The following is a 21,309-nucleotide window of genomic DNA, read 5'->3' as shown; positions in this document are numbered from 1 at the left end:
GACGGTCTCAGTTCACAGCGGACGTCGCTTCGACATGACGCGGCAAGGTCACCCGAATACGGGTGCCGCGTTGGCTTTCGGTGTCAGCCGGGCTGTCGATGGTGATTTGTCCATAATGCTCTTCAACGATGGAATAGACCAGTGCAAGGCCCAGACCGGTACCTTCACCTGGGTCCTTGGTGGTGAAGAAGGGTTCGAACAATCGGTCCATGATGTTCTGTGGAATACCACTGCCTTCATCTTCGACGATCAGATCGACCGTATGTTCGAAAGCCTCGGTCTTGACGCGCACCGCACCGCCGGCCGGGGTGGCGTCACGGGCGTTGGACAGCAGGTTGATCAGCACCTGGGCGAGGCGTTGGGAGTCGCCGTCGACCCAATGGTCGGGGTCGCATAAATTGAAGAACTGTACTTCGAAATTGCGCCGGTTCAAGGCCAGCAGCCCAATGGCGTCCTGTGCCACCTCGGCCAGGCACACGGCTTCGTCGTGGTTCTGGTGGGCGCCGGCGTGGGCAAAGCTCATCAGCGACTGCACGATGCGCGAAACACGCTTGGTCTGTTCGAGGATCTGCCCGCTGATTTCGGTGATTTCGCCGTCGTCTTCACGCTCTTCCCGCAGGTTCTGCGCCAGGCAGGCAATACCGGTGATCGGATTGCCGATTTCATGGGCCACGCCCGCCGCCAACCGGCCGATACTGGCCAGGCGCTCGGAGTGCACCAGCTTGTCTTCGAGCATCTGGGTTTCGGTCAGGTCTTCCACCAGCAGCACCAGACCACTGTTACCGGGGGCCAGGGGTTCGTCGATGGCGGCTTTGTGCAGGTTGAGCCAGCGGGTCTGGCCGTCAAGGGCCAGGTGCTGCTTGTGCAGGTGTTCGTCGGGCAGGTTGATGAAGCCTTGCAACAGTTCTTTCCAAGGCTCGCCCAGTGTATTCAGGCGTGAGCCGACTACGCGTTGCGCCGCGATACCGGTGAGTTCTTCCATGGCCTTGTTCCACATCAGGATCTCTTGATCCTTGGCCAGGGAGCAGACGCCCATCGGGAGTTCCTGCAGGGTCTGGCGGTGGTAGCGACGCAGGGCATCGAGTTCGGCGGCCAGGCCTGTGAGGCGGGAGTGGTAGTCCTCCAGCCGGCTTTCGATGAAATGGATGTCTTCGGTCACGTAGTTTTCGCCGCCGGCCTTGTAGGGCAGGAAGGTTTCCACCATGTCCTGGGACACGCTCGGCCCCATCAATCCGGACAGGTTGGCTTCGATACGGTCACGCAGGCGGCGCAGGGCGTACGGGCGGCGCTCATCGAACGGCAGGTAGAGATCGCGCAGCGCCTGCTCGACTTCCTTCTGTGCCGCCTTGGCACCCAACGGCTTGGCCAGTTGCGTGGCGAATTCCTGGGGTGAGGCGGCATGCAATTCACGTCGTTGCGGACGGCGTACGTTATCCACCGCGCAAGCTTCGGCGGCGCTGGTTTCTTCCGGGCTGGCGTTGGTAAACAGTGAGATCAGGGTGAACATCAAGACGTTGGCGGCCAGCGACGCAATCGCGGCCATGTGCCAACTGGTGTCATCCAGCACGTAGATCATGTTCAGCAACGGGATGTAGAAGCCCTGCAGGTTGCCGACCAGCGGCAGCAGCATGGTCACGACCCACACCAGGATCCCCGCCAGCAGCCCGGCGATGAAGCCACGCCGATTGGCGGTCGGCCAATACAGTACCGACAGCACGCCCGGCAGGAACTGCAAGGTGGCGACAAATGCAACGATCCCCAGGTTGGCCAGGTCTTGACCCGCGCCCAGCAGCAGGTAGAAACCATAGCCGGCCATGATGATCGCGACGATCAGCGCGCGCCGTGTCCATTTCAGCCAGCGGTAGATATTGCCCTCGGCCGGTGGTTGGTACAGCGGTAACACCAGGTGGTTGAGTGCCATCCCCGAGAGGGCCAGGGTGGTCACGATGATCAACCCGCTGGCAGCCGATAGCCCCCCGACGTACGCCAATAGCGCCAAGGCCGGGCTATTCGCGGCTATGCCGATGCCCAGGGTGAAATACTCAGGATTGGTGGTGGCCCCCAGTTTCAGACCGGCCCACAGGATCAGCGGCACCGCCAGGCTCATCAACAGCAGGAACAACGGCAAACCCCAGCTGGCGCTGACCAGCGAGCGCGGGTTGAGGTTTTCGGTAAAGGTCATGTGGTACATGTGCGGCATCACGATTGCCGAGGCGAAGAACACCAGCAGCAGTGTGCGCCAGGGGCCTTCCTGCAATGGCGTATGCAGGGCGGCGAGGGCGGTCTGGTTCTGCAGCAGCCACAGTTCCAGCTGTTGCGGGCCGTCGAACACGCCGTAGAGCGCGTACAGGCCAACGCCGCCGATGGCGATCAGCTTGATCACCGACTCGAAGGCAATCGCGAACACCAGGCCCTCGTGCTTCTCGCGGGTGGCGATATGGCGTGAGCCGAAGAAAATCGTGAACAGCGTGATCAGCGCGCAGAAGGCCAGGGCCACCCGATGTTGCACCGGTTCGCGGGTCAGGATGCTGATGGAGTCCGCCACCGCCTGGATTTGCAGGGCCAGCAACGGCAGCACGCCGATCAGCATGAAAATGGTGGTCAGCGCGCCGGCCCAGGTGCTGCGAAAGCGGAAGGCGAACAGGTCGGCCAGGGAGGACAGTTGGTAGGTGCGGGTGATCTTCAGGATCGGGTAAAGCAGCACCGGTGCCAGCAGAAAGGCACCGGACACCCCGAGGTAGCTGGAAAGAAAACCGTAACCGTATTGATAGGCCAGGCCTACGGTGCCATAGAACGCCCAGGCGCTGGCGTAAACGCCAAGGGACAAGGTGTAGGTCAGCGGATGGCGAATGATCGCCCGCGGAATCATTCCACGCTCACTGATCCAGGCCACCCCGAACAGCGCGGCCAGGTAGGCGGCGCTGATCAGCAGCATCTGGGTGAGGCTAAAGCTCATCGGCATCTTTTTGGCTCTGCAGGATGAAAGTCACGACGATCAGGATCAGCCACAGCAGATAAGGGCGATACCAGGCGCCCGTGGCGTCGATCCACCAATCCATGATGGCGGGGGAAAACAGGTAGATCCCGACGACCAGCAGCAGGACCAATCGATAGATGTACATGTTGGCCTCTGATTGAAAAACTGCGGCGATGGTAACGGATGCCGGCCAAGCTGCAAGCGCCTTCAGCTCAATTGCGCTTCTGCCAGCGTGAGTCTGTGCGGTATCCGCGTGGCGTCCCAGTGCTGGATGCCCCAATCCAGCAGTTCCCGTGGGCTGGCGTGGAGCAGCTCGTCACCGGGTTGCTGCCCGAGGGCGCGCAGGGCCCTTAATAGCAAAGGCGTGGCCTGGTCGGGTGTCAACGGCGGGGAACGATAGGATTTGCCCAATTTGTTACCGTCCGGCTGGACGATCAGTGGCACATGCAGGTAGCGCGGTTGGCGCAGGCCGAGCAGTTCCTGCAGGTAGAGCTGGCGCGGCGTGGAGTCGAGCAGGTCTGCACCGCGCACGATATCGGTAACACCTTGCCACGCATCGTCGAGGACGACTGCCAATTGATAAGCATAGAGGCCATCGCGGCGACGGATGACGAAATCGCCTACATCGCGACCCAGGTGCTGTCGGAATTCACCCTGGACGCGGTCGGTAAAGTGGTAAGCAAGCTCAGGAACACGCAAACGAATGGCGGCATCTTGCTGATCGTGGCCGGCATTGCGACACAGGCCCGGGTAGATGCCGTTGTAGGCCTCCAGTTGTTTACGTGAGCAAGTGCAGGCGTAGGCGAGGCCGTGGTTGAACATATCGTTCAGTACTTTGGCATAGGCTTCGTGCCGTTCGCTTTGTCGGACCAGTTCGCCGTCCCACTCAAACCCGTAGCTTTCCAGTGCATGCAGGATCGCTGCCTGGGCGCCGGGCTCTTCGCGGGGCGGGTCGAGGTCTTCCATGCGCATCAGCCAGCGGCCGTGGTTGGCGCGGGCGTCGAGGTAGGAGGCGAGCGCGGCGACCAGTGAGCCGAAATGCAAGTGGCCGCTGGGCGTTGGGGCAAAACGCCCGATATAGATAGAGGCTGTCATGGGCCGGATACTACTGGAAATTCGGTAAACGCCAGCAACAAAAATGGGGCGTTCGCACGCCCCATTCGTTCAGCTCGGCTGGATTACTTGCCGACCTGTTTTTCCTTGATTTCGGCCAAGGTCTTGCAGTCTACGCAGAGGTCCGCGGTTGGGCGGGCTTCCAGGCGACGAATACCAATCTCGACACCGCAGGATTCGCACCAGCCGTATTCTTCGTCCTTGATCAGCTGCAGCGTCTTGTCGATCTTCTTGATCAACTTGCGCTCGCGATCACGGGCGCGCAGTTCCAGGGCGAATTCTTCTTCCTGGCTCGCGCGGTCGGCCGGGTCAGGGAAGTTGGCTGCTTCGTCCTTCATATGGTCAACCGTGCGGTCGACTTCCTGCATCAAGTCCTGTTTCCACTTGTTCAGGATCTTGGTGAAGTGCTCGCGCATGGGCTCGCCCATGTACTCCTCACCTTTCGTCTCTACGTAAGGTTCGAAGCCGTTGAGGCCTTGAGTCTGCTGTTGCTTTGCTTGGGTGGACATGAATAGACCGCCTCTCACTCTTCTAATCCATTGCGCAGGATTGCAACGTCACCGACACCTGCCGGCCCTGCGGCTGCAAGCGGGCGAACTTACCAGATAGATTCGGGGTGCGCCACTCCCGGTTGTCGAGGCCCACGGCAAAGGGGTTGCAAACTGCGACTGCCCGCCATTGCTGGGTATGTGTTGCCTCGAATGTAGATTTTAGTCGGTTTGCAGGCGCTTGCTCGGACTGCACATGCCGCCGGGCAGGCAATAGAACATGTTTTACGGCGCGGGTTCGGTAGAATCCAGATTTTGTCCTCACCGTTAAGGAAGGCTAATGGCCCAGCCCTACAGTGCGCGCAGTCGCGCCATCGAACCTTTTCATGTCATGGCATTGCTGGCGCGGGCCAATGAGCTGCAGGCCGCCGGCCATGACGTGATTCACCTGGAAATCGGCGAACCGGATTTCACCACCGCCGAGCCGATCATCCAGGCCGGCCAGGCGGCATTGGCCAATGGTAAGACCCGTTACACTGCAGCCCGTGGCCTGCCAGAGTTGCGCGAAGCCATCAGCGGTTTTTATCAGCAGCGTTACGGCTTGAACGTGGATCCCGAGCGCATTCTGATCACTCCTGGCGGGTCCGGCGCGTTGCTGCTGGCCAGCAGCCTGCTGGTTGACCCGGGCAAGCATTGGCTGCTCGCAGACCCTGGTTACCCCTGCAATCGCCACTTCCTGCGCCTGGTAGAGGGCGCGGCGCAACTGGTGCCGGTAGGCCCGGAGGTGCGCTATCAGTTGACCGCCGACCTGGTGGCCAGGCACTGGGATCAGGACAGTGTGGGCGCGCTGGTGGCCTCGCCAGCCAACCCGACGGGGACGATCCTCACCCGTGACGAATTGGCCGGGCTTTCTGCGGCCATCAAGGCGCGCAACGGCCACCTTGTGGTGGATGAGATCTACCATGGCCTCACTTACGGCACCGACGCAGCCAGCGTGCTGGAAGTCGACGACGACGCCTTCGTCCTCAATAGTTTTTCCAAGTATTTCGGCATGACCGGCTGGCGTCTGGGGTGGCTGGTTGCACCCCCGGCGGCAGTGGGCGAGTTGGAGAAGTTGGCGCAAAACCTCTACATCAGTGCTCCTAGCATGGCCCAACACGCGGCGCTGGCGTGTTTCACCCCACAGACCCTGAGCATTCTCGAAGAGCGTCGTGCCGAATTCGGTCGCCGTCGCGACTTCCTGTTGCCCGCCCTGCGCGAGCTGGGGTTTGGCATCGCCGTTGAGCCGGAGGGGGCGTTCTATTTGTACGCCGATATCAGCGCATTTGGCGGTGATGCCTTCGCATTCTGCCGCCATTTTCTCGAAACCGAGCATGTCGCTTTTACGCCTGGCTTGGACTTTGGCCGCTACCAGGCCGGTCATCATGTGCGTTTTGCCTACACGCAGAACCTCGATCGGCTACAAGAAGCGGTCGAGCGGATCGCCCGTGGTCTGCGGAGCTGGCAAGGCTGATGCGCTTTAATCCTCCCCTTGAAGAAGCGCGACTGATTCGCCGCTACAAGCGTTTTCTCACCGATATCGAGACCGTTACCGGCGAGTTGCTGACCATTCATTGCCCCAACACGGGCTCAATGCTCAATTGCATGGTGGAAGGTGGGCAGGTCTGGTTCAGCCGCTCCAATGACCCCAAGCGCAAATTGCCCGGCACCTGGGAAATCGCCGAGACGCCCCAGGGCCGGTTGGCCTGTGTGAACACGGCGCGCGCCAATCAATTGGTCGAGGAGGCGCTGCATGCAGGGGTGATCACTGAGCTCAATGGCTTTACCGCGTTGAAACGCGAAGTGCCTTACGGCCAGGAGAAAAGCCGCATCGACTTTCGCCTGGATTATCCCGACGGCGCGGCCTATGTCGAAGTCAAAAGTGTGACCCTGGGCTATGACGGCTCTGCGGTTGCGGCGTTTCCCGACGCGGTGACCCAGCGCGGCGCCAAGCATTTGCGTGAGCTGGCGCACCTGGCGCGGGAGGGTGTGCGCGCGGTGCAGCTGTACTGCGTCAATCTCTCGGGGATTGAGGCTGTGCGACCGGCGGTGGAAATCGACGCCGGTTATGCTGCAGCCCTGCGTGAAGCCAAGGCGGCAGGGGTGGAAGTGCTGGCGTATGGCGTGCGTGTGACCTGCGAAGAAATCTGTGTAGACCGGCGCCTGGACGTGCTGCTCGACTAGAGTTCCACCCATAGGCCTTGAGCGTCTTCGCAGCCGCGCAGGGCGGTCAGGCTCTGCCCGGCGCAAGGGCCGGCGATGCATTCGCCATTCTCGATCAGGAACAGGGCGCCGTGGGTTGCACACTGGATCAGGCTGGCGCTGTCGTCGAGAAACTGGTCGGGTTGCCATTCCAGTGGAATGCCACGATGGGGGCAACGGTTGATGTAGAAGTACGCAACGCCGTCGCGGCGCACGGCCAGCAGCTTGCACCCGTCGATATCAAAACCGAGGCTGCTGTTGGGCGCGAGTGCGGTGGAGGGGCAGAGAAACTTCATTTCACTCCTTAAGTGCCTTGACGTTCAAATGCAAACAATTATCAAATGCCGGCTCGCCCGTCAGCTGACCGGGCGCTCAATACGATGCCAGACGGGCGTTTGCTGTCACATCGATGAGTGCTTGAGCGGCCCTGCCCTTGGAAGGAAACCCTGTTATGCGACTGAGTACCAGCGCTATTGCGCTCGTTGTCGGACTGCTGGTCAACCACGGGGCGCAAGCCTCTGAACTGCCACAACGCTGGGTGAGTGCCGGTGGGGCGCTGTCGGAATGGGTGACGGCCCTGGGCGGCGAGTCGAAACTGGTCGGGGTGGACACTACCAGCCAGCATCCCGAGTCCCTCAAGGCGTTACCGAGCATTGGTTATCAGCGGCAATTGTCGGCGGAAGGCATTTTAAGTCTGCGCCCGCAGGTGCTGGTCGGCACCGAAGAAATGGGGCCGCCGCCGGTGCTGGCGCAGATTCGCAGTGCAGGCGTGCAGGTGGAAATGTTCTCGGCGCAGCCGGACCTGCCGACGTTGAAAGGCAATCTTCAACACCTGGGTAAGTTGCTGGGCAGCGAGGCCAAGGCCACCGAATTGTTTACCGGATATGAGCAGGCGCTGGATCAGCAGAAACGCTGGGTGACCAAGGCTCAGTCCACGCAAAAGGCGCCAGGCGTGTTGTTGTTGCTCGGGCATGCAGGCGGCAAGCCGCTGATCGCGGGCAAAGACACAGCGGCCGACTGGATGTTGCAACAGGCGGGCGGGCGCAATCTGGCGGTCCATGAAGGTTACAAGCCGTTTTCGGTGGAGTCGTTGGCGGGCTTGAGCCCGGATGTACTGGTGTTTGCTGACCGTGCCCTGACCGGAGACGCAGCGCGTGCGGCACTGTTCAAGGAAAACCCGATCCTGGCGTCCACGCCGGCGGCCAAGAGCGGGCGAGTGTTTGAGGTCGATCCCACCCTGTTGGTCGGCGGACTTGGGCCGCGTATGCCGCAAAGCCTCGCGGACCTGTCTGCCGGGTTTTACCCGTCCCAGGCCAAACCAGCCCCATGACCACTCCGGTAAAACCGAAAACGCTGTTTGTTGGGTTGGCGTTGTTGTGTGTCTTGGCGATCTGGCTTTCGCTGGCGCTGGGGCCGGTCAGCTTGCCTCTGTTGGATACGCTCAAAGCCGCCTTGCGCTTGATGGGGCTGCCGATTGAGCCCCAAGGGCTGGAGCAGGCTGAGCTGATCCTGGGGCAGATCCGTTTGCCACGCACGCTGCTGGGCTTGGCTGTCGGCGGGGTATTGGCCTTGTCGGGGGTGGCGATGCAGGGGTTGTTCCGCAATCCTCTGGCGGATCCAGGTTTGGTCGGGGTCTCCAGCGGTGCTGCGCTGGGGGCGGCGGTGGCGATTGTCGGTGGTTCGTTTTTCGGTGGTTTGCCGGATGCCGTTGGACCTTACCTGTTGTCACTTTGCGCATTCCTGGGAGGGCTGGGTGTGACGGCACTGGTATATCGCTTGGGGCGGCGCAACGGCCAGACCAACGTCGCGACAATGCTGCTCGCGGGCATTGCCCTTACGGCTCTCGCCGGTTCGGCGGTGGGCCTGTTCACCTACCTGGCCGACGACGCCACCTTGCGCACCCTGACATTTTGGAACCTGGGCAGTCTCAACGGCGCCAGCTATTCGCGGTTATGGCCGCTGTTGCTCGTGAGCGCGGGTGTGGCGCTGTGGTTGCCGCGCCGGGCCAAGGCGTTGAATGCCCTGTTGCTCGGTGAGTCGGAGGCCAGTCATCTCGGCATCGATGTGGAACGGCTCAAGCGCGAATTGGTGTTGTGCACGGCGCTGGGCGTGGGGGCGGCGGTTGCCGCAGCGGGCATGATCGGTTTCGTGGGGCTGGTGGTGCCGCATCTGGTGCGCTTGTTGGCGGGGCCGGATCATCGTGTGCTGTTACCGGCATCGGTCTTCGCGGGTGCGAGCCTTTTGTTGTTTGCCGATCTGGTCGCACGGCTTGCCTTGGCACCGGCTGAGTTGCCCATCGGTATCGTTACAGCGTTTATCGGTGCGCCGTTCTTTCTTTTCCTGTTGTTGCGGGGGCGTGCCTGATGCTTCGTGTGGAAGACCTGCACATCCGTCGCGGGCGCAAAACCGTATTGGCAGATATCACACTCGACCTGTTGCCGGGTGAAGTGCTCGGCGTGTTGGGGCCCAATGGTGCAGGCAAAAGTACGCTGCTCGGTGCGTTGTGCGGCGAGTTGCATCCCGACCAAGGCACAGTGTGCCTGGATCAACGTCCTTTGCAGGAGTGGAGTGGGGCACAACGAGCACAGCGCCTGGCGGTATTGCCGCAAAGCTCGACGTTGGACTTCGCTTTCCGTGTCGAAGAGGTTGTCGGCATGGGCCGCTTGCCTCATCAGACCGGGCGCGTGCGCGATGACGAGATCATCGAGGCGGCCTTGCAGGCGGCTGACGTCGGGCACTTGAGCGGTCGCAGCTACCTGGCGTTGTCCGGTGGCGAGCGCCAGCGGGTGCACCTGGCGCGCGTGCTTGCACAATTATGGCCAGGTGAAGCGGGGCAGACGTTGTTATTGGATGAGCCGACGTCAATGCTGGACCCTTTGCATCAACACATGACCTTGCAGGCCATTCGTACCTTCGCCGATCGTGGGGCGGCGGTGCTGGTGATCCTTCATGACTTGAACCTCGCAGCCCGTTACTGTGACCGTATTCTGTTGCTGGAGGCGGGGCGTCCGCATGCCTTGGATACGCCGGCGCAAGTGATGCAGCCTGAGCCCCTGAAAGCTGTTTTTGGTCTGGATGTGCTTGTGCAGGCTCATCCCGAGCGTGGGCATCCTCTGATCATTGCGCGCTGAATTCGACTTTTCCACAGGCAAAAAAAGACCCGGCAAAAGCCGGGTCAAATAACCGTGATTAGCCTGATGAGGAGATAATCTGAGAGTCCGAACCAATGGTCTTTCAGTTATCGGCTGATCTCGCGACCAGTTGTGATAATCATAACGATTCTCATTTGAGAGTCAACCTTTGTTTTCTCGGTGTCTTGGGGTTTTCTCAAACGCCCGTTCGGAATGTCTATAAACAGGGGGCCTGATAGTCGATCTAATTCTTTTGGCGCGTTGAAATAGCGTCAAGTTGACGGTTCAACGCTTCCTTGCGCTCGGCAGGAATGTCATTCCAGTGCACGTCCATCAATGCCCCTTCGATGGCATACAGCAGCACTTTCGATGCACGAAACCCGCGCGTTCGCACGGCCCGGTAGGCATCAACCGCACCCAGGCGACGCAAGTCGGACGCACTGTGGATGCCCACCGCATGCAGCCACTGTGCTGATGTCTTGCCAAGGTTTTTCAGGTGTTGCAGCTCATCGTTCATCAAGCCTCCTTGCGACGGCCGAATGGTGCGGTGGGTATGTGACCAGGCAAGCCTGAACAGAAGTGTAGCGCTCAGTAGGAAAAGCGTAGTTCTTTAGTCGGAAACGGCCTAAAGACGTATAAGCATGACCAGGTCAGGCAGGCGGGACGTCCCCGGAACGCCTGCGCGAAACCGGGGCGGAAGCAGAGGGTTTCAGCGAGTGCGATAGCGCAGGCGTGTGCCGAAATTGACCGACATGAGAATCTCGTCAGCGCTCAGTTCGGGCGGGAAGTACGTGCCTGAAATCTGCGCGTGGGCCAGGCTGGCGCCCTCCAGCGGGCAGTCGCGCAGGTCCAGTCCGCGTAAATCGGCAGATCGGAAATAGGCGTCGGTAAAGTCCACGCCTGCCGTGTTCAGTTCGCGCAGATCCAGCCCCCGGAAGTCGCCACCGCGCATATCGATGGCACCGTCTTTTGGACGTTCCCGGTTGAAGCCTCGCACATCGTCTTTATGCAGGAGCGAGTAAAGCGGCGTATCAAGAAGCTTGGGCTGACTCATGACGGCAACTCCCGTTGGATTTATGGCGCCATTATAGTGCCACTATTGCTTGGTCGCGTGGCCCAAGTAGGCGACACGGCCAAGAAATTTTTCTTACAGGCCCGGCAGGCGCTGGCGGATATGCGCCACCAGTGCATCGAGGGTCCCGCTTTCATTGGTCTCGACGCGCTTGCTGAGGAGCAGTTCCTCGGCGGTGAGTGGCTCGCGATTGGCTTGCTGTTCTTCGATAACAGTCAGTGTCGCGTCGGAAGGGTCGTTGTTGTCCTCCTGACGTTGCGCCAGCCAACTGGCGATAACTGCTTGTGGGGCGTTGCAATCCAGAATCAGGAAAGGCGCACCCGTGGCTTCGGCAACAGTGGCGGCCGCATCGCGTTGTTCACGTTTCAGGAAGGTCGCATCCAGCACGACCGGGTAGCCGGCGCGCAACACGGTATCGGCGATTTCATTCAGGCGTGCGTAGGTCGCAGCACTGGCGTCGGCCGCATAGATACCGGCCTGTGGTGTGTTTTCCACGTGTTGCTCGCCAAACAGGCGCTTGCGCTCCACGTCCGAGCGCAGGCGCACGGCACCCAGTGCTTCCACCAGGCGCATGGCCACATGGCTTTTACCGACAGCCGAAACGCCGTGGGTAATGGCCAGGAAACGCGATGGAATGGTGCTGTAGCTTTCCGCCAGGTTGGCATAGTTGCGGTATTGGCGCAGGGTCGTGGCGCGCTGCACCGGGCTGGCTTCGCTCGGCATGCTGAACAGCGCGATCTTGGCGCGGACCAGGGCGCGATAGGCTTTATAGAAATTCAGCACTTCCAGTCCCTTATAGTCACCGGTCAATTCCAGATACTGGCTGATGAAGCGGCGTGCCAGGGACTTGAGTCCACGGTCTTCCAGGTCCATGGCCAGGAAGCCGGTATCGGCGTACACATCGGTGAAACGGAAGGGTTCGTTGAATTCGATGCAATCGAAGATCACCACGTGGCCGTCGATCAACGTTGCATTACCCAGGTGAATATCACCGTGGCATTCGCGGGTGAAGCCGTCCAGCTTGCGCTGGGAAAACAGTGGCTTGAGACGCTCGAAGCTGCTTTCGGCCCAGGCTTGCAGGGCTTCCAACTGGGTCAGGTCAGTCTTGTCGCTGAGGAATGGACGGATCTGGTCGAAGTTCTGGCGAACCGGCGCCATTACCTCATCCGGTGTGCCGGCCGGGTGCTCCTGCGGCACTTTCGGTGCGCAGAGGTGGAAGTGCGCGATCTGCTTGGCCATCTCATCGATGTGTGCGCTGGTTAATTCGCCGTTGGCTTGCAGGGTGCTGAGCAGTTGGCTCTGCGGAAACTGGCGCATTTTCAGTGCGTATTCGATCACTGGGCCATCGCCACCCAACTGCGGGGCTTCGGCTGTGCCGGTGATCGGCAACACTTCAAGATACAAATCTTCGGTCAGGCGCTGATTGAGGCGCAGCTCTTCGTTACAGAAGTGGCCGCGCTTGTCCAGGTCGGTAAAATCCAGAAATCCGAAGTTCATCGGCTTTTTCAGCTTATAGGCGTAAGGACCGGTCAGTACGACCCAGGAAATATGGGTCTCGATGACTTGGAACGCTTCAACCGGATGGGGATATAAAGCCGGATTTTGCAGGGCAGCGATCAGGGACTGGCTCACGGGCGATCCTTCAGAGTCTGGGGAAAAACATGGCGGGCATTATGGCTGCTGCGACCGCTTGTGCAAACCGCTGTCCGGCTCATGTTGATCATCAATAAAGTGCGTATAATCCGCCGCCATGACTCGAACCCGATCTCCCCGTTCCCGTAAAAAACCTCCTTCCCGTGGTCTGCGCCCCTGGCTTGGCTGGGCGCTCAAGCTTGGCCTGGTAGGCCTTGTGGTGCTTGCCGGCTTTGCGGTCTACCTCGACGCTGTGGTGCAGGAGAAGTTCTCCGGCAAGCGCTGGACCATTCCGGCCAAGGTGTACGCGCGCCCGCTGGAATTGTTCGCAGGCCAGAAGCTGAGCAAGGATGACTTCCTGACCGAACTCGACGCCTTGGGCTATCGTCGTGAGCCCGTGAGCAACGGTCCGGGTGCAGCGGCTGTCAGCGGAAATACCGTCGACCTGAACACCCGTGGCTTTCAATTCTATGAAGGCCTGGAAAAAGCCCAGCCGGTGCGTGTGCGTTTCTCCGGCGATTACGTCGCCGAGTTGTCGTCTCTCAATGGCTCGAAGCTGCCTGTGGTTCGCCTGGAGCCGCTGATGATCGGCGGCATTTACCCGAAGAACCTTGAAGATCGCATCCTGATCAAACTTGATCAGGTGCCGCCTTATCTGTTGGAAACCCTGGTAGCCGTTGAAGACCGTGATTTTTACCATCACTGGGGGGTCTCGCCGAAGTCGATCGCCCGCGCAGTCTGGGTGAATACGTCCGGCGGCAAGATGACCCAGGGCGGCAGTACGCTGACGCAACAATTGGTCAAGAACTTCTACTTGACCAACGAACGCAGCCTGACCCGCAAGCTCACCGAAGCCATGATGGCGATGCTGTTGGAGTTGCATTACAGCAAGCAGGAAATCCTCGAGGCGTACCTCAACGAAGTATTCGTCGGCCAGGACGGCCAGCGCGCGGTGCATGGTTTCGGTCTGGCCAGCCAATTCTTCTTTGGCCAGCCGCTGTCCGAACTGAAGCTGCACCAGGTTGCGTTGCTGGTGGGCATGGTCAAGGGGCCTTCCTACTACAACCCGCGTCGCAACCCTGAGCGTGCGCTGGAGCGTCGCAACCTGGTGCTGGATGTTCTAGAGCAGCAAGGTGTTGCCACCGCCGAACAAGTTGCCGCCGCGAAGAAAATGCCACTGGGTGTCACCACCCGCGGCAAGTTGGCAGACAGCTCCTTCCCGGGCTTTATCGACCTGGTCAAGCGCCAGTTGCGTGAAGACTACCGTGACGAAGACTTGACCGAAGAAGGCCTGCGGATCTTCACCAGTTTCGATCCAATCCTGCAGATGAAAGCCGAAGCGTCGGTCAATGACACGTTCAAGCGAATGACCGGCCGTAAAGGCGCGGATGAAGTCGAAGCGGCCATGGTCGTGACCAACCCGGAAACCGGTGAGGTCCAGGCCCTGGTCGGCAGCCGCCTGGCCAGCTTCGCCGGTTTCAACCGCGCCCTGGATGCCGTGCGACCGATTGGTTCGTTGGTCAAGCCGGCGGTCTACCTCACGGCCCTGGAAAAACCGAGCAAGTACACCCTGACCAGTTGGCTGTCTGACGACCCGCTGTCAGTAAAAGGCGCTGACGGGCAGGTGTGGACGCCACAGAACTTCGATCGCCGTTCTCATGGGACAGTGTTCCTGTACCAAGGGTTGGCGCACTCCTACAACATCTCCACTTCGCGTCTCGGCCTCGAAGTGGGAGTGCCGAATGTCCTGAAGACCCTCGCGCGCCTGGGCATTACGCGTGAGTTCCCGGCATTTCCATCGATCCTGCTGGGTGCCGGCGCAATGACCCCAATGGAAGTCGCGACGATGTACCAGACCCTGGCCAACGGTGGTTTCAATACGCCGATGCGCGGGATCCGAAGCGTGCTGACGGCTGAAGGCGAGCCGCTCAAGCGTTATCCGTTCCAGATCCAGCAGCGTTTCGATGCGGGCTCCATCTACTTGATCCAGAACGCCATGCAGCGTGTGATGCGTGAGGGCACTGGTAGTTCGGTCTATAAGGTGCTGCCGTCCAACCTGACCCTGGCGGGTAAGACCGGTACCAGTAACGATTCGCGCGACAGTTGGTTTGCGGGTTTTGGCCAGGATGTGCTGGCGGTGGTTTGGATGGGGCGTGACGACAACGGCAAGACACCGTTCACCGGTGCCACCGGTGCGCTGCAGGTCTGGACCAGTTTCATGCGCAAGGCCGATCCGCTGCCGTTGAACATGCCGCAGCCGGACAACATCGTGCAGGCCTGGATCGATCCGCACACCGGGCAGGGGTCCGATGCCAACTGTCCGGGCGCGGTGCAGATGCCGTATATTCGCGGCAGCGAACCGCCACCCGGCGCCGCATGCGGTGGCAGTGCCCCTGCTGACGCGGAATCGGTGATGGATTGGGTCAAGGGCTGGATGAATTAAGCAAAGAGGGTTTCAAGTGAACAAGTGGTGGATTCCAGCTATTACAGCTCTGGCTTTGCTCAACGGTTGCGCCAGCGTGCAGCGCGGCTCCATTCCCGTGGTGGACTCGAGCACGACCGTGTCCAATAACGACCGGATCTCGGCCAACGGCGGGTTCCGCCAGACCGTGACCAACCGTCCCGCCCAGGCCAAGCCGCAAGCTGTGCCGCAGGATTCAGGTGTGGTGGTGATGGTGCCGGGTGGTGGCGCAGCGACGTCGGCGCCGATCAGCGCCGAGCCGTGGACCCCGGGGCCAAGCACCTCCGGTCCGATTGACGCGACCCCGATTCAGACGGCCCCGATCAACCAAGGCACCTACAACATGCCATCCACCCCGAGCGGCATTCCGTCGTCCTCCAGTGCCGGCGGCCTGTCGGCTGACGAGCAATTGGATGGCCCGGTACTGGCCTTGCTGACCACTGCACAGCAGCAGCAGGCGAGTGGCGACCTGAATGGTGCGTCGTCGAGTCTCGAGCGCGCCCAGCGCGTTGCGCCGCGTGAACCGCAAGTGCTGTATCGCCTGGCCCAGGTGCGCCTGGCCCAGGGCGATGCGCCGCAGGCCGAGCAATTCGCGCGTCGTGGCCTGACCTTGGCCAATGGTCGTCCCGACCTGCAAGCCAGCCTGTGGGCCTTGATTGGTGACGCGCGCGCCGCACAAGGCGACGCCGCCGGTGCCGCCCAGGCGCGCCAGAAAGCCAAGGTCAGTCTCTGATGGATGCACGGTTTCCCGCGATTGCCGAACAGTTATTGCTGATCGAGCGAGAGTTGCGTGTGCAGGGCTGGTGGGACGAGGTGTCCCCCAGCGTCGAGGCGCTCAGCAGTGTCGAACCCTTTTCGGTGGACACCCTGGACTTTCACCAGTGGCTGCAATGGATATTCCTGGTACGCATGAAGCAGATCCTCGAACAGGACCTGCCGCTGCCCAATGCGTCGGGCATTCTGGAAATGGCCGAGATGGTCTACGCCGATCGCCCGCTGGAAAGCCTTGGCTTACGCAATGCGCTGAAAAAGTTCGATCAACTGATCGTCGACGCTCGTTAATTGCCTGACTGCCGGCTTTTTCGGCAGTCTTGCGCATATTTCTACCGCTTGACGACATTCAGGCGAGTTTTATCCCTCCTCAAAGCCCTTTCTTCTACGTTCTCATGCGCTTAGTTGGAAAAAAGCGCAATTATTGCTTGACTTGAAGGGCCTGAAACAGAAGAATCCAAAGTCCGCTGTATCGGGACTGCCAGAAGCAGGCCCGCTCAGCAGATCATGAGGCGCACATCCGCGCCGACCTGTTACACCCGCAACGCGTTACCTCGCGCTGGGTGGGAAAAGCCCGCAACACTTGGGACGATCCCAATACTTGCTCAGTCAGTGCTGACGTAGTCGGCGACCACCGTCGCTCATGCTCTGTTGAGAAGTAAACCTATTAAGACCCGTCGGTTTTCAACGGACGGTATTCTGGCGTTTTAGAGGTGAACAACGTGGAGCTTTTATCTGGCGGTGAGATGCTCGTCCGCTTTTTGCGTGACGAAGGCGTCGACTATATCTACGGGTACCCAGGTGGTGCTCTGCTGCATGTTTACGACGCACTGTTCAAGGAACCGGCTGTTACCCACATCCTGGTTCGCCACGAACAGGCCGCGACCCATATGGCTGACGGTTATGCCCGTGCCACCGGTAAAGCCGGCGTGGTACTGGTAACGTCCGGCCCTGGCGCAACCAATGCCATCACCGGCATCGCGACTGCGTATATGGACTCTATCCCGATGGTGGTCATTTCCGGCCAGGTGCCCAGCACCATGGTGGGGACCGATGCATTCCAGGAAACCGACATGATCGGTATCTCCCGGCCGATCGTGAAACACAGCTTCATGATCAAGCATCCTTCGGAAATCCCGGAAGTCATGAAAAAGGCCTTCTACCTCGCACAGTCCGGTCGTCCGGGTCCTGTGGTGGTCGATATCCCCAAGGACATGACCAACCCGGCCGAAAAATTCGAATACATCTTCCCGAAGAAAGCCAAGCTGCGCTCCTACAGCCCGGCGGTCCGCGGGCACTCGGGGCAAATCCGCAAGGCGGCAGAAATGCTGTTGGCGGCCAAGCGCCCAGTGCTGTACTCGGGTGGTGGTGTGATCCTGGGCGGCGGTTCAGCACAGCTGACCGAACTGGCCAAGCTGCTCAACCTGCCGGTCACCAACACCCTGATGGGCCTCGGCGCCTTCCCGGGTACGGACCGTCAGTTCGTCGGGATGCTCGGCATGCACGGCAGCTACACCGCGAACCTGACCATGCACCATGCCGACGTGATCCTGGCCGTGGGTGCGCGGTTCGATGACCGTGTGATCAACGGTGCGAGCAAGTTCTGCCCGAATGCCAAGATCATCCATATCGACATCGACCCGGCGTCCATATCCAAGACCATCAAGGCCGACGTGCCGATCGTAGGTCCTGTTGAAAGCGTGTTGACCGAAATGGTTGCCGCGCTCAAGGACATCGGCGAGGCGCCGAACAAGGAATCCGTTGCCAGCTGGTGGAAGCAGATCGACGAATGGCGCGGTGATCGCGGCCTGTTCCCTTACGACAAGGGTGACGGCAGCATCATCAAGCCACAAACCGTGATAGAGACCCTGTGCGAAGTGACCAAGGGCGACGCCTTTGTGACCTCCGACGTGGGCCAGCACCAGATGTTTGCCGCGCAGTACTACAAGTTCGACAAGCCTAACCGCTGGATCAACTCCGGTGGCCTGGGCACGATGGGCTTTGGTTTTCCTGCGGCCATGGGCGTGAAACTGAGCTTCCCCGACACCGACGTCGCGTGCGTCACCGGTGAAGGCAGCATCCAGATGAATATCCAGGAACTGTCGACGTGCCTGCAGTACGGCCTTCCCGTGAAGATCGTCTGCCTGAACAACGGCGTGCTGGGCATGGTTCGTCAATGGCAGGACATGAGCTACAACAGCCGTCACTCCCATTCCTACATGGAGTCGCTGCCGGATTTCGTAAAATTGGTTGAAGCCTATGGCCACGTCGGCATTCGCATCACTGATTTGAAAGATCTGAAGCCGAAGATGGAAGAGGCGTTCGCCATGAAGGACCGCCTGGTGTTCATCGATATTCAGGTGGATACCAGCGAGCACGTCTACCCGATGCAGATCAAGGACGGCTCTATGCGCGACATGTGGCTGAACAAGACGGAGCGTACTTAATCATGCGGCACATTATCTCCCTGCTTCTGGAGAACGAACCCGGCGCTCTGTCTCGTGTTGTCGGCCTGTTTTCGCAGCGTAACTACAACATCGAAAGCCTGACCGTGGCTCCGACCGAAGACCCGACCCTGTCGCGTCTGACGTTGACCACTGTGGGCCACGATGAGGTGATCGAGCAGATCACCAAGAACCTCAACAAGCTGATCGAAGTGGTCAAGCTGGTCGACCTGTCGGAGAGTGCCCACATCGAGCGCGAGCTGATGCTGGTTAAAGTCAAGGCTACGGGTGCCCAACGTGCCGAGATCAAGCGCACGACCGACATCTATCGCGGGCAGATCGTCGATGTGAGCGCCAGCGTTTATACCGTTCAACTGACCGGTACAAGCGACAAGCTGGACAGCTTCATCCAGTCGATCGGGACGGCCTCGATTCTGGAAACGGTACGCAGTGGTGTCACCGGGATTGCCCGTGGCGACAAAGTACTCAGCATCTAACCCAAATTAGCGAATGGCCTTACGGCCTGGATATATAGAGGAACCTCATGAAAGTTTATTACGATAAAGATTGTGACCTGTCGATCATCCAGGGCAAGAAAGTCGCCATCATCGGCTACGGTTCCCAGGGCCACGCTCAAGCGTGCAACCTGAAAGATTCCGGCGTTGACGTGACCGTTGGCCTGCGCAAAGGCTCGGCCACTGTTGCCAAGGCTGAAGCTCACGGCCTGAAAGTGACTGACGTCGCTTCCGCTGTTGCTGCTGCCGACCTGGTCATGATCCTGACCCCGGACGAGTTCCAATCCGCGCTGTACAAGAACGAAATCGAGCCGAACATCAAGAAGGGCGCCACCCTGGCCTTCTCCCACGGCTTCGCGATCCACTACAACCAGGTCGTGCCACGCGCCGACCTGGACGTGATCATGATCGCGCCAAAAGCGCCGGGTCACACTGTACGTTCCGAGTTCGTCAAGGGCGGCGGTATTCCTGACCTGATCGCGATCTACCAGGACGCATCGGGCAACGCCAAGAACGTGGCACTGTCCTACGCCGCTGGCGTGGGTGGTGGTCGTACCGGCATCATCGAAACCACCTTCAAGGACGAGACTGAAACCGACCTGTTCGGCGAACAAGCCGTACTGTGCGGCGGTACCGTCGAGTTGGTAAAAGCCGGTTTCGAAACCCTGGTTGAAGCTGGCTACGCGCCGGAAATGGCCTACTTCGAATGCCTGCATGAACTGAAGCTGATCGTTGACCTCATGTACGAAGGCGGTATCGCCAACATGAACTACTCGATCTCCAACAACGCCGAATACGGCGAGTACGTGACTGGCCCGGAAGTGATCAACGCCGAGTCCCGTCAGGCCATGCGCAACGCCCTGAAACGTATTCAGGACGGCGAATACGCCAAAATGTTCATCAGCGAAGGTGCTACCGGCTACCCTTCGATGACCGCCAAGCGTCGTAATAACGCCGCTCACGGTATCGAAGTCATCGGCGAGCAACTGCGCTCCATGATGCCGTGGATCGGTGCCAACAAGATCGTCGACAAAGCCAAGAACTAAGTCGTACGTATCAGGGGGAAACGCGGCCTAGGCCGCGTTTTTTCGTTTGGGCGGCGGGTTCTGGTATAAAGCTGCATCGTTTGCGGGCGAACACTCGCCGCAAGTATCTGTCGAACTTTTTTCACACCGTTGCAAGGTAAAGTCCATGAGCGAACGTCCCGAAGAGCCAAGCCAGGCTCCTGACGCCGAAAGCCTGCTGCCGATCGATGAACATGTCGAAGAAGGGCATGACGCGGAAGGTCGCAAGGTCCGGCATCGTGGTATCTATCTTCTGCCCAACCTGTTCACCACGGCGAACCTGTTTGCCGGGTTCTATTCCATCATCAATTCCATGAGCGCGCAGAGTGCTCTGGCGGCGGGTGATGCGGCGAGTGCCAGCAAGTATTTCGGTTTTGCTGCCATCGCAATCTTCGTGGCCATGGTGCTCGACGGCCTTGATGGCCGTGTGGCGCGCATGACCAACACACAAAGCGCCTTCGGTGCCGAGTACGACTCGCTGTCGGACATGGTTGCGTTTGGCGTCGCCCCCGCGTTGCTGGCGTTTGCCTGGGCGTTGGGTGATATGGGGAAGGTTGGCTGGATGGTTGCCTTCATCTATGTCGCCGGTGCTGCCTTGCGTCTGGCGCGCTTCAACACCCAGGTTGGAACTGCCGACAAGCGTTACTTCATCGGTCTGGCCAGCCCCGCTGCTGCGGGTGTGGTGGCAGGTATCGTCTGGGCCTTCAGTGATTACGGCATCCAGGGTTCGAAAATGTCGTTCCTGGTGGCCTTGATGGTGGCCGCTGCCGGCATGCTGATGGTCAGCAACATCAAGTACAACAGCTTCAAGGAACTGGACTTGAAGGGGCGTGTACCTTTCGTGGCAATTCTGGCGGTAGTGCTGGTATTTGCCGTGGTGTTCAGTGATCCACCGCGCATCCTGTTGCTGGCGTTCCTGGTGTATGCCGCTTCGGGGCCGGTTCAATACCTGCTGCATCTGCGCCGCGACAAAACATTGCCTTAATGTAATTTCCCCCATACTCCGCAGTCTATTGGTGCATCAGTCCTCCAATGCTGCGGAGTTGCCATGTTAATCAAATTACCCAAAGCGTCCGATTGCCATGAGTCGGATGTCACGCCTGAATCCTTCTATTTCTCTCGCCGTAGCTTGCTCGGTGGCGCGCTTGCCGGTATTGCAGCCAGTAGCTTGCCGCGTTGGGCCAGTGCTGACGAGGCCTCGCGTTATGCCGATGTTGAAGCGGGCAAGGCGCCTGGCTGGTTTACCGAGAAACTGCCAGGCACAAAATGGCAGGCCATCACGGTGAAGGACGAGGCGATCACGCCTTTCAAAGACGCTACGCACTACAACAACTTCTATGAGTTCGGTACAGGTAAGGGGGACCCGGCCACGAATGCCGGTTCACTCAAGACCGAGCCGT

At 59.9% G+C, this 21,309-nt stretch carries 21 protein-coding genes (1 of these 21 running past the window's edge); 13 read left to right on the top strand and 8 right to left on the bottom strand.

The annotated features are described in order from the left end of the window. Positions 1-7: 7 nt before the first annotated feature. From K5K89_RS24905 to dksA, 4 genes are all read right to left on the bottom strand, one after another. Positions 8-2,962, bottom strand: a complete 2,955-nt coding sequence (locus K5K89_RS24905; RefSeq protein ID WP_166794333.1) for a sensor histidine kinase — start codon at positions 2,960-2,962, stop codon at positions 8-10. Next, positions 2,946-3,122 (bottom strand): hypothetical protein, encoded by a 177-nt coding sequence (locus tag K5K89_RS24900; RefSeq protein ID WP_003176118.1) that lies wholly within the window; start codon positions 3,120-3,122, stop codon positions 2,946-2,948. The genes K5K89_RS24905 and K5K89_RS24900 overlap by 17 nt, the downstream gene beginning before the upstream one ends. Positions 3,123-3,184: 62 nt before the next feature. Further along, complete coding sequence (gene gluQRS / locus K5K89_RS24895; protein ID WP_071490011.1) at positions 3,185-4,072, bottom strand: tRNA glutamyl-Q(34) synthetase GluQRS; 888 nt, start codon at positions 4,070-4,072, stop codon at positions 3,185-3,187. 83 nt (positions 4,073-4,155) lie between these two features. Further along, on the bottom strand, positions 4,156-4,599 hold the full coding sequence (dksA, locus tag K5K89_RS24890) for an RNA polymerase-binding protein DksA (protein WP_058427634.1): 444 nt from the start codon (positions 4,597-4,599) through the stop codon (positions 4,156-4,158). Positions 4,600-4,918: 319 nt separating this feature from the next. Between dksA and K5K89_RS24885 the strand changes: the two genes are divergently transcribed. Beyond that, a complete protein-coding gene (locus tag K5K89_RS24885) occupies positions 4,919-6,091 on the top strand; it encodes a pyridoxal phosphate-dependent aminotransferase (protein WP_071490012.1) in 1,173 nt (390 codons plus the stop codon). Next, the gene (sfsA, locus tag K5K89_RS24880; protein ID WP_222540434.1) at positions 6,091-6,801 is read left to right on the top strand and encodes a DNA/RNA nuclease SfsA; all 711 of its coding nucleotides are present in this window, start codon (positions 6,091-6,093) and stop codon (positions 6,799-6,801) included. The genes K5K89_RS24885 and sfsA overlap by 1 nt, the downstream gene beginning before the upstream one ends. Here the strand turns inward: sfsA and K5K89_RS24875 are convergent. Continuing rightward, entirely contained in the window at positions 6,798-7,115 is a 318-nt protein-coding gene (locus K5K89_RS24875; protein ID WP_071490014.1) for a Rieske (2Fe-2S) protein, read from the bottom strand. The genes sfsA and K5K89_RS24875 overlap by 4 nt on opposite strands. A gap of 155 nt (positions 7,116-7,270) precedes the next feature. Between K5K89_RS24875 and K5K89_RS24870 the strand changes: the two genes are divergently transcribed. Genes K5K89_RS24870 through K5K89_RS24860 form a run of 3 tightly spaced genes read left to right on the top strand, consistent with a single transcriptional unit; the run spans position 7,271 to position 9,950 of the window. Further along, the gene (locus tag K5K89_RS24870; RefSeq protein ID WP_071490015.1) at positions 7,271-8,149 is read left to right on the top strand and encodes a hemin ABC transporter substrate-binding protein; all 879 of its coding nucleotides are present in this window, start codon (positions 7,271-7,273) and stop codon (positions 8,147-8,149) included. Further along, the gene (locus tag K5K89_RS24865) at positions 8,146-9,183 is read left to right on the top strand and encodes a FecCD family ABC transporter permease (protein ID WP_071490016.1); all 1,038 of its coding nucleotides are present in this window, start codon (positions 8,146-8,148) and stop codon (positions 9,181-9,183) included. Before K5K89_RS24870 ends, K5K89_RS24865 begins: the two co-directional genes overlap by 4 nt. Continuing rightward, on the top strand, positions 9,183-9,950 hold the full coding sequence (locus K5K89_RS24860) for a heme ABC transporter ATP-binding protein (protein ID WP_222540433.1): 768 nt from the start codon (positions 9,183-9,185) through the stop codon (positions 9,948-9,950). The genes K5K89_RS24865 and K5K89_RS24860 overlap by 1 nt, the downstream gene beginning before the upstream one ends. A 244-nt stretch (positions 9,951-10,194) precedes the next feature. On the opposite strand, the gene K5K89_RS24855 is transcribed toward K5K89_RS24860, so the two are convergent. From K5K89_RS24855 to K5K89_RS24845, 3 genes are all read right to left on the bottom strand, one after another. Next, positions 10,195-10,467: a TfoX/Sxy family protein gene (locus K5K89_RS24855; RefSeq protein ID WP_071490018.1), complete on the bottom strand. Its 273-nt coding sequence runs from the start codon at positions 10,465-10,467 to the stop codon at positions 10,195-10,197. 192 nt (positions 10,468-10,659) lie between these two features. Then, positions 10,660-11,004, bottom strand: coding sequence for a pentapeptide repeat-containing protein (locus tag K5K89_RS24850; RefSeq protein ID WP_071490019.1), 345 nt, complete (start codon positions 11,002-11,004; stop codon positions 10,660-10,662). A gap of 93 nt (positions 11,005-11,097) precedes the next feature. Next, a complete protein-coding gene (locus K5K89_RS24845; RefSeq protein ID WP_222540432.1) occupies positions 11,098-12,654 on the bottom strand; it encodes an AAA family ATPase in 1,557 nt (518 codons plus the stop codon). Between the two features lie 118 nt (positions 12,655-12,772). Here K5K89_RS24845 and mrcB point away from each other — a divergent pair, with 118 nt between their 5' ends. From mrcB to msrP, 8 genes are all read left to right on the top strand, one after another. Next, positions 12,773-15,097 (top strand): penicillin-binding protein 1B, encoded by a 2,325-nt coding sequence (gene mrcB, locus K5K89_RS24840; protein WP_071490021.1) that lies wholly within the window; start codon positions 12,773-12,775, stop codon positions 15,095-15,097. Positions 15,098-15,113: 16 nt separating this feature from the next. Then, positions 15,114-15,848, top strand: coding sequence for a tetratricopeptide repeat protein (locus tag K5K89_RS24835; RefSeq protein ID WP_071490022.1), 735 nt, complete (start codon positions 15,114-15,116; stop codon positions 15,846-15,848). Then, positions 15,848-16,177, top strand: coding sequence for a YqcC family protein (locus K5K89_RS24830; RefSeq protein WP_071490023.1), 330 nt, complete (start codon positions 15,848-15,850; stop codon positions 16,175-16,177). Before K5K89_RS24835 ends, K5K89_RS24830 begins: the two co-directional genes overlap by 1 nt. A 431-nt stretch (positions 16,178-16,608) precedes the next feature. After that, positions 16,609-18,333 (top strand): acetolactate synthase 3 large subunit, encoded by a 1,725-nt coding sequence (locus K5K89_RS24825; RefSeq protein ID WP_071490031.1) that lies wholly within the window; start codon positions 16,609-16,611, stop codon positions 18,331-18,333. Between the two features lie 2 nt (positions 18,334-18,335). Beyond that, the gene (gene ilvN, locus K5K89_RS24820; protein ID WP_003176102.1) at positions 18,336-18,827 is read left to right on the top strand and encodes an acetolactate synthase small subunit; all 492 of its coding nucleotides are present in this window, start codon (positions 18,336-18,338) and stop codon (positions 18,825-18,827) included. A 47-nt stretch (positions 18,828-18,874) separates the two neighbouring features. Beyond that, complete coding sequence (gene ilvC / locus K5K89_RS24815; protein WP_003176099.1) at positions 18,875-19,891, top strand: ketol-acid reductoisomerase; 1,017 nt, start codon at positions 18,875-18,877, stop codon at positions 19,889-19,891. A gap of 145 nt (positions 19,892-20,036) precedes the next feature. After that, complete coding sequence (gene pssA, locus K5K89_RS24810; RefSeq protein ID WP_058427621.1) at positions 20,037-20,894, top strand: CDP-diacylglycerol--serine O-phosphatidyltransferase; 858 nt, start codon at positions 20,037-20,039, stop codon at positions 20,892-20,894. A gap of 63 nt (positions 20,895-20,957) precedes the next feature. After that, a protein-coding gene (gene msrP, locus K5K89_RS24805; RefSeq protein WP_093514398.1) for a protein-methionine-sulfoxide reductase catalytic subunit MsrP crosses the window boundary here: on the top strand, positions 20,958-21,309 show its 5' end (the start). The gene runs 662 nt beyond the window's last position; only the first 352 of its 1,014 coding nucleotides appear in the window; the start codon lies at positions 20,958-20,960; its stop codon lies off the right edge, out of view.

It is taken from the genome of Pseudomonas sp. DR208, from assembly GCF_019823005.1.
GTDB classification, from domain to species: domain Bacteria; phylum Pseudomonadota; class Gammaproteobacteria; order Pseudomonadales; family Pseudomonadaceae; genus Aquipseudomonas; species Aquipseudomonas extremorientalis.
Note: the sequence above shows the minus strand (reverse complement) of the source record. Positions and strands in the feature narration are given on the sequence as shown.

Excerpts from the sequence above, each read along its gene's own strand:
- K5K89_RS24905 (WP_166794333.1), bottom strand. The coding sequence starts at position 2,962 with ATGCCGATGAGCTTTAGCCTCACCCAGATGCTGCTGATCAGCGCCGCC.
- K5K89_RS24900 (WP_003176118.1), bottom strand. The coding sequence starts at position 3,122 with ATGTACATCTATCGATTGGTCCTGCTGCTGGTCGTCGGGATCTACCTG.
- gluQRS (WP_071490011.1), bottom strand. The coding sequence starts at position 4,072 with ATGACAGCCTCTATCTATATCGGGCGTTTTGCCCCAACGCCCAGCGGC.
- dksA (WP_058427634.1), bottom strand. The coding sequence starts at position 4,599 with ATGTCCACCCAAGCAAAGCAACAGCAGACTCAAGGCCTCAACGGCTTC.
- K5K89_RS24885 (WP_071490012.1), top strand. The coding sequence starts at position 4,919 with ATGGCCCAGCCCTACAGTGCGCGCAGTCGCGCCATCGAACCTTTTCAT.
- sfsA (WP_222540434.1), top strand. The coding sequence starts at position 6,091 with ATGCGCTTTAATCCTCCCCTTGAAGAAGCGCGACTGATTCGCCGCTAC.
- K5K89_RS24875 (WP_071490014.1), bottom strand. The coding sequence starts at position 7,115 with ATGAAGTTTCTCTGCCCCTCCACCGCACTCGCGCCCAACAGCAGCCTC.
- K5K89_RS24870 (WP_071490015.1), top strand. The coding sequence starts at position 7,271 with ATGCGACTGAGTACCAGCGCTATTGCGCTCGTTGTCGGACTGCTGGTC.
- K5K89_RS24865 (WP_071490016.1), top strand. The coding sequence starts at position 8,146 with ATGACCACTCCGGTAAAACCGAAAACGCTGTTTGTTGGGTTGGCGTTG.
- K5K89_RS24860 (WP_222540433.1), top strand. The coding sequence starts at position 9,183 with ATGCTTCGTGTGGAAGACCTGCACATCCGTCGCGGGCGCAAAACCGTA.
- K5K89_RS24855 (WP_071490018.1), bottom strand. The coding sequence starts at position 10,467 with ATGAACGATGAGCTGCAACACCTGAAAAACCTTGGCAAGACATCAGCA.
- K5K89_RS24850 (WP_071490019.1), bottom strand. The coding sequence starts at position 11,004 with ATGAGTCAGCCCAAGCTTCTTGATACGCCGCTTTACTCGCTCCTGCAT.
- mrcB (WP_071490021.1), top strand. The coding sequence starts at position 12,773 with ATGACTCGAACCCGATCTCCCCGTTCCCGTAAAAAACCTCCTTCCCGT.
- K5K89_RS24830 (WP_071490023.1), top strand. The coding sequence starts at position 15,848 with ATGGATGCACGGTTTCCCGCGATTGCCGAACAGTTATTGCTGATCGAG.
- ilvN (WP_003176102.1), top strand. The coding sequence starts at position 18,336 with ATGCGGCACATTATCTCCCTGCTTCTGGAGAACGAACCCGGCGCTCTG.
- ilvC (WP_003176099.1), top strand. The coding sequence starts at position 18,875 with ATGAAAGTTTATTACGATAAAGATTGTGACCTGTCGATCATCCAGGGC.
- pssA (WP_058427621.1), top strand. The coding sequence starts at position 20,037 with ATGAGCGAACGTCCCGAAGAGCCAAGCCAGGCTCCTGACGCCGAAAGC.